Genomic DNA, 15,689 nt, shown 5'->3' with positions numbered 1-15,689 from the left:
GGTTCATCGCAGCGGTGCATAAGGCTGTAAACTACACAGCCTAAGCACCGGCGATTCACACGGGTTTGCACCTGCTTTCTCGCCTTCGTCGCCCTACTACTCGCTTTACTACTTCTTTACGACGGAAAAACTCATTCAATCAGCTCAGACTCTTCAACTGCCTTCTCGGCATCGTTCTCAGCCTCTGCCTCGGTGTTCTCTGTATCATCTTCTGCATCCGTTACGTCAGCTTCAGAGTTCTCATCCTGCTTTTCTTCAGACTCAGCATCTTCAGAATCGCTGTCTTTAGAATCTTCCTCAGACTTCTCAGCTTCGTCTGCCTGATCGTCATCTGAAGAATCCTTCTTTTCCTCATCTTCAGTGTCATCCGTGATCTCGTCTGTTGCCTCATCAGAATCAATAATCTCATCATCGCTGGTGATTTCATTGTCATCAGAAGCTATCTCATCCTTCTTGGAATCCTCCTCAGCATCCTCATCCATTGCGGTCTTGTCGTCCTCTGTGATTTCCTCTGCCTGATCTGTCTCAGTCTCAGCCTTCTTCTCAATCTCATCCGCTGCCGGAATCTCCTCCGTAATCTCGTCCTTATCAGCCGTGATCACATTCTCAAATCCGATAAATCGCTCTGCATCGCTCTCAGAAAGTTCTGCATCGCTCAGATCAAGCGTTCCCCAGGTATCTTCACTGTTGTACTGAATTGCCTGATAAGTTCCGCCCCATGCAGTAAGCTGAACGGCACCCTCAATCGTCAGATTCAGATCTCCGGTAACTTCTGCACTGCTCTCTCTTCCAATAAAGGAATCCAGTCTTGCGCCCTCATCGCCATTGATCGTCACATCGATATCTCCGTCAAGTTTGCTTCCGGACTCTGCACCGACAATCTTCACAACTGCATTTCCATCAACAGAAATCGTTACATTTCCAGTCAATTCTGCATTTCTTGCACATCCATAGATTTCAAACTGTCCAGAAGAAATCGAAATCTCCGGATTTGCCTCCACATTGCCCTTCTTAGAGCCTGCATAGAGTTTCGTGTAGCTGAATCTCCAGCTATCCTGTTCAACGCCCTCACCTGCGGTAAAGTCATAACCATTCAGGTAAGTATCTGCACGCCAGTCCACATTAGAAAGTGTCAGGTTTCCATTGAGTTCCAGTGCTTTGTTCGATTCTACCTTATAGCACTCTCCATCCGCAGAAGCAATCGTAAACTCTGCATCCGGCATTGTCACAGTTCCATCAAGAGAGATATCCTTATTAAGGACAATCGTATCTCCATCCTGAACGGCTGCCAGTGCCTTTGTAAAACTTGAGTAACCGGTATCACCGATCATTACGGTATTATCATCTGCCTTCTCTTTGTAAGAGATCGAAATCTGCTTGGTATCCAGCCAGTTCTCACCGCCATCTCTTGTCACAGCAATCTGAACATAAACGGTACCACCCTTTTCCTTCGTAAATTCCGGTGTAAACGCATCCTCATATAAGGTCCAGGTATCAACACTCGGATTTTCTGAAGTGAAGGAATCCGTTACATAATAGTAGATTTCTGCATCTTTGATTCCACAGCTGAGTGTTACCTCCGGTGCCTCGTCGAATTCATAGGTTCCGTAATAACTTCCATAAATCTTCTTCTCCGGAGTCATGGAAACTTCTACTTCTGCACTCAGTGCATTCTCAAGAGCAGACTCCACTGCATCGAGAACCTTCTGCTGCATGTCCGCATCATAACCTGCAAGAGGCTTGATCTGTGTGCTCTGCTTGTAATAAATCTCCGCAATCAGCTCTGAAAGGAAGTTTGCATACTCTTTCTCGGAATCCTCATCCAGTTCAATACCGGAAATGATCGGTCTGCTTCCGTAACCATTTGTCACAGTTACTGTTGCCTCGAGATCGTCGGCACTTCCCGTGTAAGTTCCAGACTTGTAAAGAACTTCCGGAACCTCATCGGTAAATACGCACCATACAGAAACAATCTTACTGCGATTTCCATTCTCATCAAATGCAGCAAGTTTTACTTTTACCTTTCCGGCTTTTCCGTTCTGTGCATAGATGGTTGCCATTCCATAGGAAGTTGTCTCATCATCCTGAGTCGGATCAGAGCCGTCTGTCGTATAGTAAACAGTTGTATTTTCTGCTTTCTCAATTCTAAGAGCCACACCATTGCTGGTCTGCGCTACAAGAGATCCCCAGTATGCACTTACTTCCGGTGCCACAACAGTTTCATCGCTTTCATCAACCGGCTCAGAGCGCAGTGCATCAATCACCGCATACTTCGCAGCATCTGAAGATACAGTTGCTCCTGTGATCGCATCTACTCTCAGATCTGAGGTGCTGTTCGGAACAGTCTTTGCATTCAGCATCTCTGCCAGATCCTTGCCTGCAAACTTCTCAGAAATGCCTTCTTCGTGCTTTGAGAAGAGGTACGGACCCCAGAACGCCTCATCGCGGATATCCTTTGTCTCGGTTCCATTGTCTTCCACTTTGACAATCTTTCCGTCAGAAACAGTTACTTTCAGCTTTGCTGTGTACGGTTTGCCAGATGGAGTGTTGACCGTAGAGCTTCCCTGATATACTTTCAGACCACTCTTTATATCCGGAATTTCCACAAACTGGATCTCGGTTTCTGTAACATTGGAAGCGACACCGTTCTTGACTGCAACCGCTTTTACCGTGATCGTCTGGTCTGCATTTGTCTTAGGAGTTACTACAATCACGCCATCCTCTGCAGTCAGAACACTGCTTCCATTTGCGGACGGATCACTGCCATCAATTGTGTACTTCACAACAGTGCCATCTTCTGCCACAACTGCGAGTTCTGCTGTATCTGTTCCTGCATAGAGGAATTTCGTGCGGGAATCCACCGCTGTCAGCTTCGGTGCTTCCGGTTTTGCTTCTCCGGCATCCGGAAGTGCATTTTTCACAGCCTTCTTAATTGCATTTGCAGAATAAGTTGCTCCGGATTTTGCATCCACCTCATCCACCGTGTTTTTGGTCTTGCCGATGAAACGAGATAACACTTTATCCAATGCGATCTGCCAGAAGCTCTGATTGCTGCCCGGATTCGTTCCGTTATCTTCTACCTTCTCAATCACACCGCTCTCTGCATCATAAGTAACTTTTATCTTAGCTTCATAGTTGAAGGTTTCTACCATTGCAGATCCTTCTGCGACGGTTCCCTCCGGCTTCGGTGCCTCGCCTGCGGTCATCTCGAATGTCAGGTTCTTCTCATATCCGGTTGCCTCAACCTCGATCTCATACTTCTCGCCGTTCACAAAGATTGCTTCATCGCCATTCTTTGCATCCGTCTTGATCAGACCGGTATTCGGGTCGATGATGCTCACAGCGCCTCGTCCGCTTGCCTGATATTTCGTTCCATTTACCGTCACAGAAACGATCGAGGACAGGTAAGCCTTGAACTCGTCTTCGGCTGCATCCTCAGCTGCTGCAAGAGACCAAACGCCATCTTTATCTGCCTTTGCCATTGCCGGAACGCTCTCAGATGTCAGAACAAAACTTGCAGTCAGTTCTGCATACTTTCCACCCTTGTCCTTTGCCGTCAGCGTGTACGTTCCCGCAATCGCCTTTCCGCTCCAGACAATCTCACTGTTCTCAACTTTGAATCCCTCTGCGGTATTTCCGTTCGGATCGGTGATCATGTACTCTGCCTCGTAATCCTCCGGGACTGCATCCAGTCCGGTGATTTCTGCCTTTCCAGCTCCGACAGCTGCACCAGAAACGCCAAACTCTGCATGAGCGAATTTGAACGGCACATAGACCTCATCGTCGAGCGTGATCTCCAGAATACCATCGCTTGTGTAGTAGGTCATTCCGGTGATTGTCTTGCCCATCATCGACTTGTAGTGCTCCGGCGCAAGTGTATTTCCATGAGTCGTCGTCACAATACCTGCGGACCATGCAAGATTCGTTCTCAGCCAGATGTTCTCAAGGTGACGCAGACCGTAATCCTCGCCCTCCTCCGTGTGAAGAACAACTCCGTAAACCGTTGTGTCGTTGCTGATTGCAGACGGAAGTCCGGTAAAGCTCAGCTGATAATCTCCATAATTGCTCTCGGTAGAAAGTTTTGCAATTGCACCTGTGCTTATAACTCTTACTCCCTGAACCTCACCGAAGGAAAGCGTGCCATTCTCGCCAGCCACCAGCTCCTTGTAGTAATCCGGAGTCTCAGAGAGAACATAATAGGAGTAGTCTGCACTCTCAAACAGTGCATCTTTGCCCTTATACTCCGTCGTGTTCGTCTGTCCGCGGTTCGTCACCGTGATGCTCACAGAATCGCTGTCCGTGATCTGCTTAAACTTGCTCAGATCCATGTCCTTCGCAACCTTGACCGGGAAGATCACACCATCGATCTTTGTTCCATCTGAATTTGTGTGATAAGAGCCTCCTACAAGGCTTCCCGTTCTCGTTTTCGTCTTTGTCGCAGAAGAAACACTATCTACCGGGATCTCATTTCCCTCAATCTCAGCCGCATAGAACTCCTCATACGGAATATTCATCAGTACATACTGGTACTCGTCAGAGACATCGCTCTTCTTGAGTGCATTCTTGACTGCCTGCTTGATCGCATTCGAGGAAACGGTTGCCCCGGTGATCGCATCGATTCCATCGATCTCATCGACGGTCTTTCCCGTAAATCTCTCAAAGATCTTTGTCGCATTGTTCCAGTAAGAATTGTTAAATCTGCCAGGAACCGTTCCGTTATCCTTGATTGAGAGGATTTTTCCATCTGCATCCGTGGTGACAAGAACCTTTGCCTGATAGCTTCCGTCTACATAGTCGCCTTCCTCGTTCTCCTCGACAGTTGCTTCACCGGCTTTTGCGGTTATCGTCGGCTTCTTCTCCTCTGCGGTCACAGTTCCGACTACATTTTTCTTGTATCCAGTTGCCGTGATCTCAAGCTGATACGTCTCTCCCGTGGTAAAGATTGCCTCATTGTTTGATTTTGCGGTAAAGTCGATCTCTCCGGTCATCGTATCGATGATCTTCACCGTTCCGCGTCCGCTTGCTGAGTAATTCTTCTCACCAACCTTTACACTCGTGATTGCAGATAAATAAGCACGGAACTCCTCATCGGAAACATCATCCGTCTTTGTGAGTTTCCAGCCGTCCTCGGTCAGCGTAAATGCTGCTGGAACCGCCTCCGTCTCAAGCACAAAGTTTCCGGTCAGTGGCGCATACTTGCCGGACTTGTCGGTCACTGTCAGCGTGTAGCTTCCTGCATTCAGCTTTCCTTCCCAGGTCAGCTTTCCACTCTCTGCATCGTAAGAAACTTCAACGCTCTCGCCGAGGGAATTCTTTACTACATACTCGGCATCAAAATCTGCCGGAAGTTCTGCTCCGCTGACAGCAATTCCTGTCTCACCTGCATCGACAGCACCATTTTCAATCGTCAGGCCAGATGCCAGTTTCACCGGAACATACACGCCTTCAGCAAACGGGATCTCCACGATTCCTGCACTTGTGTAATAGGTCATTCCCGTCAGTTTCTTGCCCATCATCGACTGGTAATGCTCAAATGAGAGCGGGCTTCCATGAGATGCGGTCGTAAATCCGACAGACCACGCAAGACTTGTCTGTCTCCAGATGTTTTCAAGATGGCGCAGACCATAATCCTCGCCCTCCTCCGTGTGGAGAACGACACCATAAATCGTATCTGCACTCATATCCGGCATACCCTCAAAGCTCAGCTGATAATCGCCGTAATTGCTCGTCGTGGAAAGTTTTGCCAAAACGCTGTCAGCATTTTTCTCCGTACCCTCAGTCTTTCCAAAACTCAGTTTTCCATCTGCATCGATAGAAACTTCCTTGTAGTAGGACGGCGTCTCCGCGAGAACGTAGTAGGAGTAATCTATACTCTCAAACAGTGCTTCCCTGCCCTTGTACTCGGTTGTCACATCCTGTCCACGGTTGTTCACCGTGATTGTCAGAGAATCGTTGTCTGTAATCTGCTTAAACTTGCTAAGATCTGCATCCTTCTTGATCTTAACCGGGAAAGTCACACCGCTGATATCCGTTCCGTCGCTGCTTACATGGTAAGAACCTGCGACAAGGCTTCCGTTTCTCGTCTTCACTTTCGTCGCAGAAGTAACTGCATCAACGCCCTCAGAATTTCCCTCAACCTCTGCCTCATAGAACTCCTCATACGGAATGTTCATCAGCAGGTACTGGTACTCCTCCTGCTCCGGGGTATCCGGCTGATCTGGTTTATCCGGAGTGTCCGGCTTGTCCGGTGTATCTGGTTTGTCCGGTGTACTCGGCTTGTCCGGCGTACTTGGGTTATCATTTGACCCGTTATTGCCATTGTTGGATCCATTACCAGAACTGTTTCCTCCGGAGGAACTTCCGCCGGAACTGCTGCCGCCGCCGGAATGACTTCCGCCACTTGAACTGCTGCTAGAGCTGCTGCCGGCTGAGGCACTTGTCTTCGTGCTGAATCCGAGACCCGGACGATAAACTGCCTGATCTTCCTGTGTCCACTGGCCATCTGCATTTGTCGGATAATCATCCGGTGTGCGCCGTCCTGCATACATGGCTCCCTGAATGCCCGGCTGCTCGGAAGACTCTGCGGAGAAATAGTAGCAGTATCCGTCCACCCACTGCCATCCGGTCACCATATGACCTTCTGTCGCGCTTCCTGTTCCGTTCTCAAAGAAATACCAGGTATTTTGCGGGGACTTATACCATCCGGTATGCATCCGTCCCTCGATTCCCTCCTGCGCGGTCTCAAAATAGTACCAGAAGCCATCGATCTTCTGCCATCCGGTCACCATTCTTCCGTCTGCCGGACTCAGATAATACCATCCACTCTCCGTCTTTACCCAACCGGTATATGCCTGATGATCAGAATTGTAGAACTTCCATCCGCCATCCTCATTTGCCCAGCTTCCCGTAACAGATGTCGCCGCATATCCCGGAAATCCGGTCTGCACCGCAACCGCTGCCGAAAGCATCACAAATGCTGCCTGCTTTTTCAGTGCCTTTTTCATGTTGCCCTCCTTTGTATCTTCACAGCGTCCAAAACCTACTAAATCTCTGCCGCTTTTTCCCTGTGAAAAATCAGTTAGTTGTTACTAACTTTTTATGGTTTTTATGTTAGCAATAGCAAACCTTTTTTGTCAACTTCTTCACGCCGGGCTTATTGGTCTATTTTTCTCATTGACTTTTTTTCCTGTTTTCTTTTCGCTTTTTCCTCCTCTTTTTTGCAAATCCGGGGCATTTTCCGATGCTTGACAACCCTGTTAGCCAATGTTAATATGATCCTATTGTCGGCATCTGGCCGACCTTTTTCCGTATTATTAATTACACTATTATTACTTACACTATATTGGAGAAATCGAGGATAATTTTGTGAAAACCATAAAAAAGACACTTACTGCGGCTTTGCTGTGCACTGCACTGCTCTCATCGGGCTGTGCGGGAAATGCAGGAAATTCCCAGGGACCTGATTCTACGGAGTCCGGACAGTCTGCCTCTGAGAACACGAATGGCAAACCTTCCGCTCCTGACCCAAAGGAAAACGAGAGCGAGAGCAGTGAACTCTATGCGATGGACACGGTGATGTCCCTGACCGCTTACGGCTCCCATGCCCGCGAAGCGCTCGACGCCGCAGGCGCTGAGATCCAGCGTCTCGACAAACTGTTTTCGATCTCGAGCGAGACCGGAGATATTTACCGGGTAAACAGAGATGGACAGGGGGATCTCTCTGAGGATACGAGAAGCCTGCTTGCCAGCGCTCTCGAATATGGGAAGGAGACCAACGGCATTTTTGACTGCACAATCGAACCGGTCATGGAGGCCTGGGGATTCACGACCCAGAATTACCGGGTTCCGTCGGACGCTGAGCTGACTGAACTTCTCTCCCACGTCGACGCCTCAACCGTAACCTTGTCCGGCAGCCATGTGACGCTTCCGGAAGACGTCAAACTTGATCTTGGCGGCATCGCAAAGGGCTTCACCTCCGCGCGCGTTATGGAAGTCTTCCGGGAGCACGGTGTGACTTCCGGCATCATCTCCCTCGGCGGAAATGTCCAGACACTTGGGACTAAACCGGACGGGAAACAGTGGCGTGTCGGCATTCAGGATCCCAAGGATTTGAACTCGATGTTCGCCGTCGTCGAAGTATCTGACGAGGCAGTCATCACTTCCGGCGCCTACCAGCGTTACTTTGAAGAAAACGGAGTCCACTATCATCACATCATCGATCCAAGAACCGGCTATCCTGCTGAGAGCGGACTCACTTCTGTGACAATCATCAGTCCAGACGGCACACTCGCAGACGCGCTCTCAACCTCCCTCTTCATCATGGGACCGGATGATGCCTCCGCCTTCTGGCAGAACCACAGAGATCAGTTTGAAGCCATTATGATGACAGACAGCGGAGAAGTTCTTGTGACTTCCGGACTCGCAGACCGCTGCAAAGTCACAAACGGCGGAAAGGTCCGGGTGATTTCTTGAGAAAGAAGACAAACCTCCTGATCACACTTGCTCTCGCTGTGCTCTGCATCGGACTTCTCGGCATGTGGATGATCCTGCGTCAGAGAGGAAGCCAGCAGAATATCGCAGAAATCGTTTATCAGGGCGAACTGATCCGCACGATTGATCTCTCTTCCATCAAGGACACCGAGACGTTCACCGTCGGAGAGCCGGGCGCACAGAACACGATTCAGATTTCCCCGGATGGCATCGGCGTGATCGAGGCAGACTGCCGCGATCAGATCTGCGTCAAACAGGGGATCCGCTCCCACGGGCCGGAACCGATCGTCTGTCTTCCGCACAAATTGAGCATCCGTTTCAAGGATTCCGCAGATTCTTCAAACGGATCAGAGGGGACCGGTGATGAAAACGCGCTGGATGCGGTGACTGGCCGATGAGCGGGCGCAGCTCGGCAACGATTCGTCTGACCCAGCTTGCGCTCCTGACCACCGTTGCCCTCATCATCTTTGTGATCGAGGCAAATATCCCGCCCCTCACCTCCGTTCCCGGAGTGAAAATGGGACTTGCCAACATCGTGACCCTCTCTGTCTTTTACCTGTACGGACGAAAGGATGCCCTGATGGTCCTGCTCGCCCGCGTCGTACTCGGAGCCCTCGCAAGCGGGCAGATTATGACCCTGCCGTACAGCCTCAGCGGAGGTCTTCTCTGCTTTCTCGTCTGCGCCCTTCTCTTTCCGCTGTTTCCGTTAAAACGGCTCTGGCTTCTGAGCGTGATCGGAGCCATCTTTCACAACATCGGTCAGATCGGCGCAGCAATTGCCATCACCGGAACCCCGGAGATCCTCTGGTATCTTCCGGTTCTGATGGTATCCGGCATCATCAGCGGATTTTTCACAGGTCACTGCGCGCAGTACCTCCTCACACATATGAAAAAGCTGGGACGAGGCGGGCGTATCTAAACGCTCGCTTCTCCCAGCTTTTCTTATCCTTATACTACTTATGCTTATTAGTCAACATGCTTTTATCATTCAGCAAAAATGGGGGGTCACATATATTTATACAGCATTTTTCGGCAGGATATTACCGCGCTTTGTATTTTATTTCTCCTCATCTGCAAACAGCACGCTCTCCACAATGCGAGCTGCATCACGAATGCAATCCGGGCAGGCGCGCAGAACTTTTCCGGTCTCCACGCCTTTAAGTTCCCGGCACTGCGTTGCTCCGTTCTGATTCTTAAACTCCTCCACGATCTGGCGGGACAGCTTGTAGGAAGCTCCCTTGCTGTTTGGCTTCTCCAGATTTCCGGTACTGTTCTTCATTCCGGCAAGCACACAGGCACCCGTGACCGCACCACAGGTTCCTTCCATACCACCCATTCCAAGTCCAAGCGCCTCCGTCATCTTGAACATCGTCTCCTCATCTACCCCTACCAGATCACAGTAGGTACATGCAACTGCCTGCGCACAGTTATATCCCTTGTCATGACGACCAATTGTCTCTTCAACCCGTGTTTTCATTGTTCTCGTCTCCTTTGTCTGAATCTGTTTTCATCTGCTTCCCAAAACTACTTTCAGGAAGCGGCTCCTTGTCTCAGTATAGCGCAACTTTCACCAAATGCCAAGTCTCTTCGCCCAGCCGCCCCCTTTGCCTGCTTTTTCTTTTGTGATATAATGAAAAAACACCCAAATGTACCGAAGTACCGACCTAACGAAAAGAGAAAGGAGATCTGAAACATATGCAAACTTCAAAAAAACTTTCACTCAATAAAAACTCTTCGGATGCCTCCTCAACATGCAAAACAACCAATCAAATCACCGAGGGCGTCATCTGGGAACAGCTTCTTCTCTTCTTTTTTCCGATTCTGATGGGAACCTTTTTCCAGCAGCTCTACAACACCGCCGACGCAATGATTGTCGGCCGCTTTGTCGGAAAAGAAGCCCTGTCCGCCGTCAGCGGGTCTGCCGGTATGCTGACCCAGATGATCGTCGGCTTCTTCGTCGGTCTGTCCGCCGGATGTGGCGTCATCATCTCCCAGTATTACGGCGCAAAACGTCCTGAGATGGTTGGATATGCTGTCCACACCTCCGTCGCATTTGCAATGATCTCCGGAGCCGGCATCATGGTTGTCGGGATTATCCTCGCACCGTGGATGCTCGGCGCAATGAGCACCCCGGAGGACATCATGGATCTCTCGATTTTATATCTGAGAATCTACTTTCTCGGTATGATTCCAAACCTGCTCTACAACACCGGTTCCTCGATCCTGCGTGCAGTCGGAGACTCCCGAAGGCCACTGTACTTTCTGATTGTCAGCTGTATGACAAACATCGTGCTCGACCTGCTCTTCGTCGTCGTTCTCCGGCTCGGGGTCCGCGGAGCCGGCATCGCAACAGTCTGCTCCCAGATTCTCAGCGCCCTCCTCGTCCTCGCATGCCTCTGCCGAAGTTCGGACATGTACCGCGTCCATCTCTCACAGATCGGCATTGATACGCGGATGCTTAAGCGGATGATCCGCATTGGTCTCCCCGCCGGTCTCCAGTCGGTGATGTACGGTCTGTCAAATGTCATCATTCAGGCGGGCATCAATTCTCTCGGCACAAACACCGTCGCTGCCTGGGCCGCTTACGGAAAGATTGACTCGATCTTCTGGATGATCATCAATTCCTTCGGAATCGCAATCACAACCTTTGTCGGTCAGAATTACGGCGCGGGAAAGCGCGAGCGCATTCATCGCGGAGTGCGCGTCTGCATGGGAATGACGATTGTGTCCTCACTTTTCGTCTCCGCGCTTGTATATTTCTTCGGAATTTACGCCTACGATCTCTTCACAACAGATCGGGATGTCATCGAGATCGGCATTCGTATGATGCACTACCTCTCCCCGCTCTACACGACCTACGTCGCAATCGAGATTTTCTCCGGTGCCCTGCGCGGAGTCGGCGACAGTTTTATTCCTATGGTTCTGTGTGCATTTGGAGTCTGCGTCCTGCGTGTATTCTGGATTATTGCGATTGTCCCGCTCCACCGCAATATCTACACAATCATGTTCAGCTATCCGCTGACCTGGGTGTGCACCACGATTCTGTTTTTGATTTATTATCTGGTGTTCAGTCCTCTCGGAATCAGAGAGAAACGGAAAGCAGGCATTTCTTAGAATACTTAGAATATCTGGAATACCTGATTTTCAAATGTGTGCTTGTGCACAGGAACGAAAAATTTGCGAAAATTGTCGGCTTTTTGCGCTTTTCGTTGCATTTTCAATTTGTGCATATTATAATGAAACACAAGCGCGACATTTTTCGCGAAAATGTATCGGAAGACGAGGAGAAAATTATGGCATTCGAATTCATTAACAAACTGCCGACTCCGGCAGAAATCAAAGAGCAGTTCCCGCTGCCGGCGTCCTGCGTTGCCATCAAAGCACAGCGCGATGAGGAAGTAAAAAATATCATTGCAGGAAAAAGCGACAAGTTTCTTGTCATCATCGGACCGTGTTCCGCTGACAACGAGGAGTCCGTACTCGATTACACCAGCCGTCTTGTAAAGGTTCAGGAAGCAACCAAGGACAAACTGCTGATCGTTCCGCGTGTCTACACCAACAAGCCGAGAACCACCGGCGAGGGTTACAAGGGCATGCTCCATCAGCCGGATCCGGAGAAGCGCCCGAGCATGGCTGACGGCCTTCACGCAATCCGTCACCTGCACATGCGCGTCCTGAAAGAGACCGGATTCTCCACCGCTGATGAGATGCTTTACCCGGACAACGTCTCCTACCTTGACGATATCATGTCCTACATCGCTGTCGGCGCACGTTCCGTTGAGAACCAGCAGCACCGTCTCGTTTCCAGCGGCTGCCATGTTCCGGTAGGAATGAAGAACCCGACCAGCGGAGACCTCTCCGTTATGCTCAACTCCGTTCAGGCAGCTCAGCACGGTCATGAGTTCATCATGCGCGACTGGGAGGTAAAGACCGACGGAAATCCGTGGACTCACACCATCCTGCGCGGTGCTGTCAACAAACATGGTCAGTGCCTGCCGAACTACCACTATGAGGATCTGGTTCTTCTGCACAAGCTCTACATGGAGCGCAACCTGCAGAATCCGGCATGCATCGTGGACGCCAACCACTCCAACTCCAACAAACAGTACAAGGAGCAGATCAGAATCGTCAAAGAGGTTATGCACAGCCGTCGTCACTCCGAGGATCTGGCAAACTTCGTAAAGGGCGTCATGATCGAGAGCTACATTGAACCGGGCAATCAGAAGATCGGCGAGCATTGCTACGGCAAGTCCATCACCGACCCGTGCTTAGGCTGGGAGGATTCCGAGCGTCTGCTGTACGAGATTGCAGAGAGCGTATAAATCCTTGCAAGCGTCGACTTGAACTTACTTTTATCATCAATAACAAAAAATGGTCAGGAGCGGATGGATTTCCGGCTTCTGACCATTTTTATATTCAGGCTTATCTACATTTCCTTTCGTTTTATGATTTCAACTGCTCTAACGGATCTTTTCCGGAAATTCCCGGCTCAGTCATCGTAAACGGATCGAGCACAGTCTTTAACTGTTCCTCATTCATCAGACCCTTCTCGAGAATCAGCTTTTTGACCGACTGGTTTGTCCTTAAAGCCTCTTTTGCAATATTTGCTGCTGTCTCATATCCCACATACGGGCAGATTGCAGTGATGATTCCGATGCTGTTCTCCACCATCTCCTTGCAGTGTTCCTTATTTGCCGTGATTCCCACAATGCAGTTGTCCACAAGCGTTCTGACTGCGGATGTCAAAGTCTCAATCGACTGGAACAGGTTGTAGAAAATGATCGGCTCAAATGCGTTCAGCTCCAGCTGGCCTGCCTCCGCCGCCATCGTGATCGTCATATCATTTCCGATGATGTTAAATGCCACCTGATTCACAACCTCCGGAATCACCGGATTGATCTTTCCCGGCATGATCGATGAGCCATTCTGTCTCGCCGGCAGATTGATCTCCCCGAAACCGGTTCGCGGGCCGGACGACATCAGGCGCAGATCGTTACACATCTTTGAGAGGTTGACCGCACAGTTTTTGACAATTCCGGATACAGATGCATAACTGTCAAGATTCTGGGTCGCATCAATCATGTCGTAGGACTGCACGAGATCTTCCCCGGTCAGCGCCGACATATTTTTTACGACACGGCGATAATACTGCACGTCTGCATTGAGTCCGGTTCCGATCGCCGTACCGCCAAGGTTCAGGCAGCGAATCTCCTCCTTCGCATTCTCAAACCGTCTGATATCCCTCTTGATTGCAGATGCATATGCGTGGAATTCCTGACCGAGACGAATCGGAACCGCATCCTGAAGCTGGGTTCTTCCCATCTTGATGACCGAGTCAAATTCCTTTGATTTCGCGGTCAGTGCCTCGTCAAGGCGTTTGAGCTGTTCCTGCGCATTCGTGATCAGCTTGAGTGCCGCCATCTTTCCGCAGGACGGAAAAACATCGTTCGTCGACTGGCCGAAGTTGACATGGTCGTTCGGGTTGACGATCGAGTAATCTCCTTTCTTTCCGCCGAGAATCTCTATCGCTCTGTTTGCAATAACCTCATTCGCATTCATATTCAGGGAAGTTCCCGCACCTCCCTGGATCGGATCCACAATAAACTGGTCATGCAGTTTTCCCGCAATGATCTCATCACACGCCTGGACAATCGCATTTGCGCGCTTCTTGTCGAGCTCTCCGACCTCAAAGTTTGTGATCGCCGCCGCCTTCTTGATCTGCGCCACGCTGTTGATCAGCTCCGGGTGCATTTTGAGTCCCGTGATCGAAAAGTTTTCGTGCGCGCGGAGCGTCTGCACACCGTAGTACGCATCCTCCGGAACCTCCTTCTCTCCAATCGAATCATGTTCCAGTCTATATCTCATCTGCTCGTCTTTCATCTTCAGTCTCTCCCTTATCTCTCGTCTTGTCTGTCTTCTTAGATTTCCCTTTAAATTTTCTTTTTAATTTTCTTTTAAATTTCTTCTTTTAATTTCTTCTCAAATTTCTTTTCCGTCTTTTCTCTATCTTTTTTCTATCGATTTGACCAGAGACTCCCATTTTATCTCTGCCCTTGACATCAGTATAAAATCTGCTTACAATATTTTCAAATACTTATAATAGGATAATTTATATAGACATTTATCTATAATATATTTGTCTATAATACATTCATCTACAAAAGATTTGTACATCATGGATATTGGGAGATTTTTATGACTTTTCTTGGAATGCGATACGTTTACGAAGTATATAAAGAAATGAATTTTTCAAAAGCGGCACGAAACCTTTACATCAGCCAGCCCTCACTGAGCGCCGCTGTCAAAAAAGAAGAAAAACAGATCGGATTTCCGATTTTTGACCGAAGCTGCAATCCGATCCAGCTGACCGAACTCGGCCGGGAATACATCCGCGCCGCTGAGACCATCATGGACGTAGAAAACGGCTTTCAAAATTATGTCAATGACATGCAGGAATTAAAGAGCGGCACAATCTCCATCGGAGGAACCAATCTCTTTGCCTCCTACGTGCTTCCACCTCTCCTCTCCCGCTTCACGGAAAAATATCCGGCAATCCACATCGATCTTGTCGAGGATTCCACCGCAGAGCTGACGGAAAAACTCTATGCCGGAACGCTCGACCTGCTGATCGACAACCAGGCGCTTGACTCCTCCGTGTACGGCAGTGAATTCTTCTGTGAGGAGCACCTGCTTCTCGCCGTTCCCGCACGTTTCCCCCAGAATGAGCAGGTCCGCAATTACGCACTGACCGCCGCGGATATCCGGGAAGACCGACACTTGAGTTCCCGGATTCCCCCGGTTCCGCTCCACATTTTCGAGGATGCCCCGTTTCTTCTTCTGAAGAGCGGAAATGACACCCGCACCCGCGCCGAGAAAATCTGCTTAAACAACGGACATTTTATCCCCAAAATCAAACTCGAGGCAGAGCAGCAGATCACGGCCTACAATCTCTCCCGATACGGGATGGGAATCTCTTTCTGCGGCGATGTCCTGATCCGCCATGTGCCAGAAGAGGAGTCTCTTCTCTTCTACAAACTCGACAACCAGGACGCTTCCCGTGATGTTCACTTTTATTACCGGAGAAACCGCTACCAGTCCATTGCCGTGCGGGAATTCCTGAAAATCGTCCCACAGACAGACCGGAAATCAAATCCATGATAGAGAATGGGAAGACATCAGCAAGCTGATCAGAATCATCC

9 protein-coding genes are annotated in these 15,689 nt (G+C 49.7%); 6 read left to right on the top strand and 3 right to left on the bottom strand.

Annotated elements, in window-relative coordinates:
- Nucleotides 1–131: 131 nt before the first annotated feature.
- Nucleotides 132–7,004, bottom strand: a complete 6,873-nt coding sequence (locus ACR0QE_RS03545) for an FMN-binding protein (RefSeq protein WP_432626985.1) — start codon at nt 7,002–7,004, stop codon at nt 132–134.
- A 361-nt stretch (nt 7,005–7,365) separates the two neighbouring features.
- Here ACR0QE_RS03545 and ACR0QE_RS03540 point away from each other — a divergent pair, with 361 nt between their 5' ends.
- From ACR0QE_RS03540 to ACR0QE_RS03530, 3 genes are read left to right on the top strand one after another with little or no spacing between them, the layout of a single operon-like run.
- Nucleotides 7,366–8,472 carry an FAD:protein FMN transferase gene (locus ACR0QE_RS03540; protein ID WP_432626984.1) on the top strand — a complete coding sequence of 369 codons (1,107 nt, stop codon included), beginning with the start codon at nt 7,366–7,368 and terminating at the stop codon, nt 8,470–8,472.
- Nucleotides 8,469–8,888, top strand: coding sequence for a NusG domain II-containing protein (locus ACR0QE_RS03535; protein WP_432626983.1), 420 nt, complete (start codon nt 8,469–8,471; stop codon nt 8,886–8,888). The genes ACR0QE_RS03540 and ACR0QE_RS03535 overlap by 4 nt, the downstream gene beginning before the upstream one ends.
- Nucleotides 8,885–9,409 carry a Gx transporter family protein gene (locus ACR0QE_RS03530; protein ID WP_432626982.1) on the top strand — a complete coding sequence of 175 codons (525 nt, stop codon included), beginning with the start codon at nt 8,885–8,887 and terminating at the stop codon, nt 9,407–9,409. Before ACR0QE_RS03535 ends, ACR0QE_RS03530 begins: the two co-directional genes overlap by 4 nt.
- Before the next feature lie 138 nt (nt 9,410–9,547).
- Here ACR0QE_RS03530 and ACR0QE_RS03525 read toward each other — a convergent pair whose 3' ends face one another.
- On the bottom strand, nt 9,548–9,967 hold the full coding sequence (locus ACR0QE_RS03525) for a C-GCAxxG-C-C family protein (RefSeq protein WP_432626981.1): 420 nt from the start codon (nt 9,965–9,967) through the stop codon (nt 9,548–9,550).
- Nucleotides 9,968–10,185: 218 nt separating this feature from the next.
- On the opposite strand from ACR0QE_RS03525, the gene ACR0QE_RS03520 reads away from it, so the two are divergent.
- Together ACR0QE_RS03520 and ACR0QE_RS03515 are read left to right on the top strand one after the other, a co-directional pair.
- Nucleotides 10,186–11,604: an MATE family efflux transporter gene (locus ACR0QE_RS03520; RefSeq protein ID WP_432626980.1), complete on the top strand. Its 1,419-nt coding sequence runs from the start codon at nt 10,186–10,188 to the stop codon at nt 11,602–11,604.
- Between the two features lie 179 nt (nt 11,605–11,783).
- Nucleotides 11,784–12,812 (top strand): 3-deoxy-7-phosphoheptulonate synthase, encoded by a 1,029-nt coding sequence (locus ACR0QE_RS03515; RefSeq protein WP_432626979.1) that lies wholly within the window; start codon nt 11,784–11,786, stop codon nt 12,810–12,812.
- 121 nt (nt 12,813–12,933) lie between these two features.
- Here the strand turns inward: ACR0QE_RS03515 and aspA are convergent, their stop codons facing one another.
- Nucleotides 12,934–14,355: an aspartate ammonia-lyase gene (gene aspA, locus ACR0QE_RS03510; protein WP_432627025.1), complete on the bottom strand. Its 1,422-nt coding sequence runs from the start codon at nt 14,353–14,355 to the stop codon at nt 12,934–12,936.
- Between the two features lie 330 nt (nt 14,356–14,685).
- Here aspA and ACR0QE_RS03505 point away from each other — a divergent pair, with 330 nt between their 5' ends.
- Entirely contained in the window at nt 14,686–15,648 is a 963-nt protein-coding gene (locus ACR0QE_RS03505) for a LysR family transcriptional regulator (protein WP_432626978.1), read from the top strand.
- The last annotated feature ends 41 nt before the right edge of the window (nt 15,649–15,689 follow it).

It is taken from the genome of Brotaphodocola sp., assembly GCF_050873065.1.
GTDB lineage: Bacteria > Bacillota > Clostridia > Lachnospirales > Lachnospiraceae > Brotaphodocola.
The sequence above is the reverse complement of the archived record's forward strand: the minus strand, read 5'-3'. Positions and strand labels throughout refer to the sequence as shown.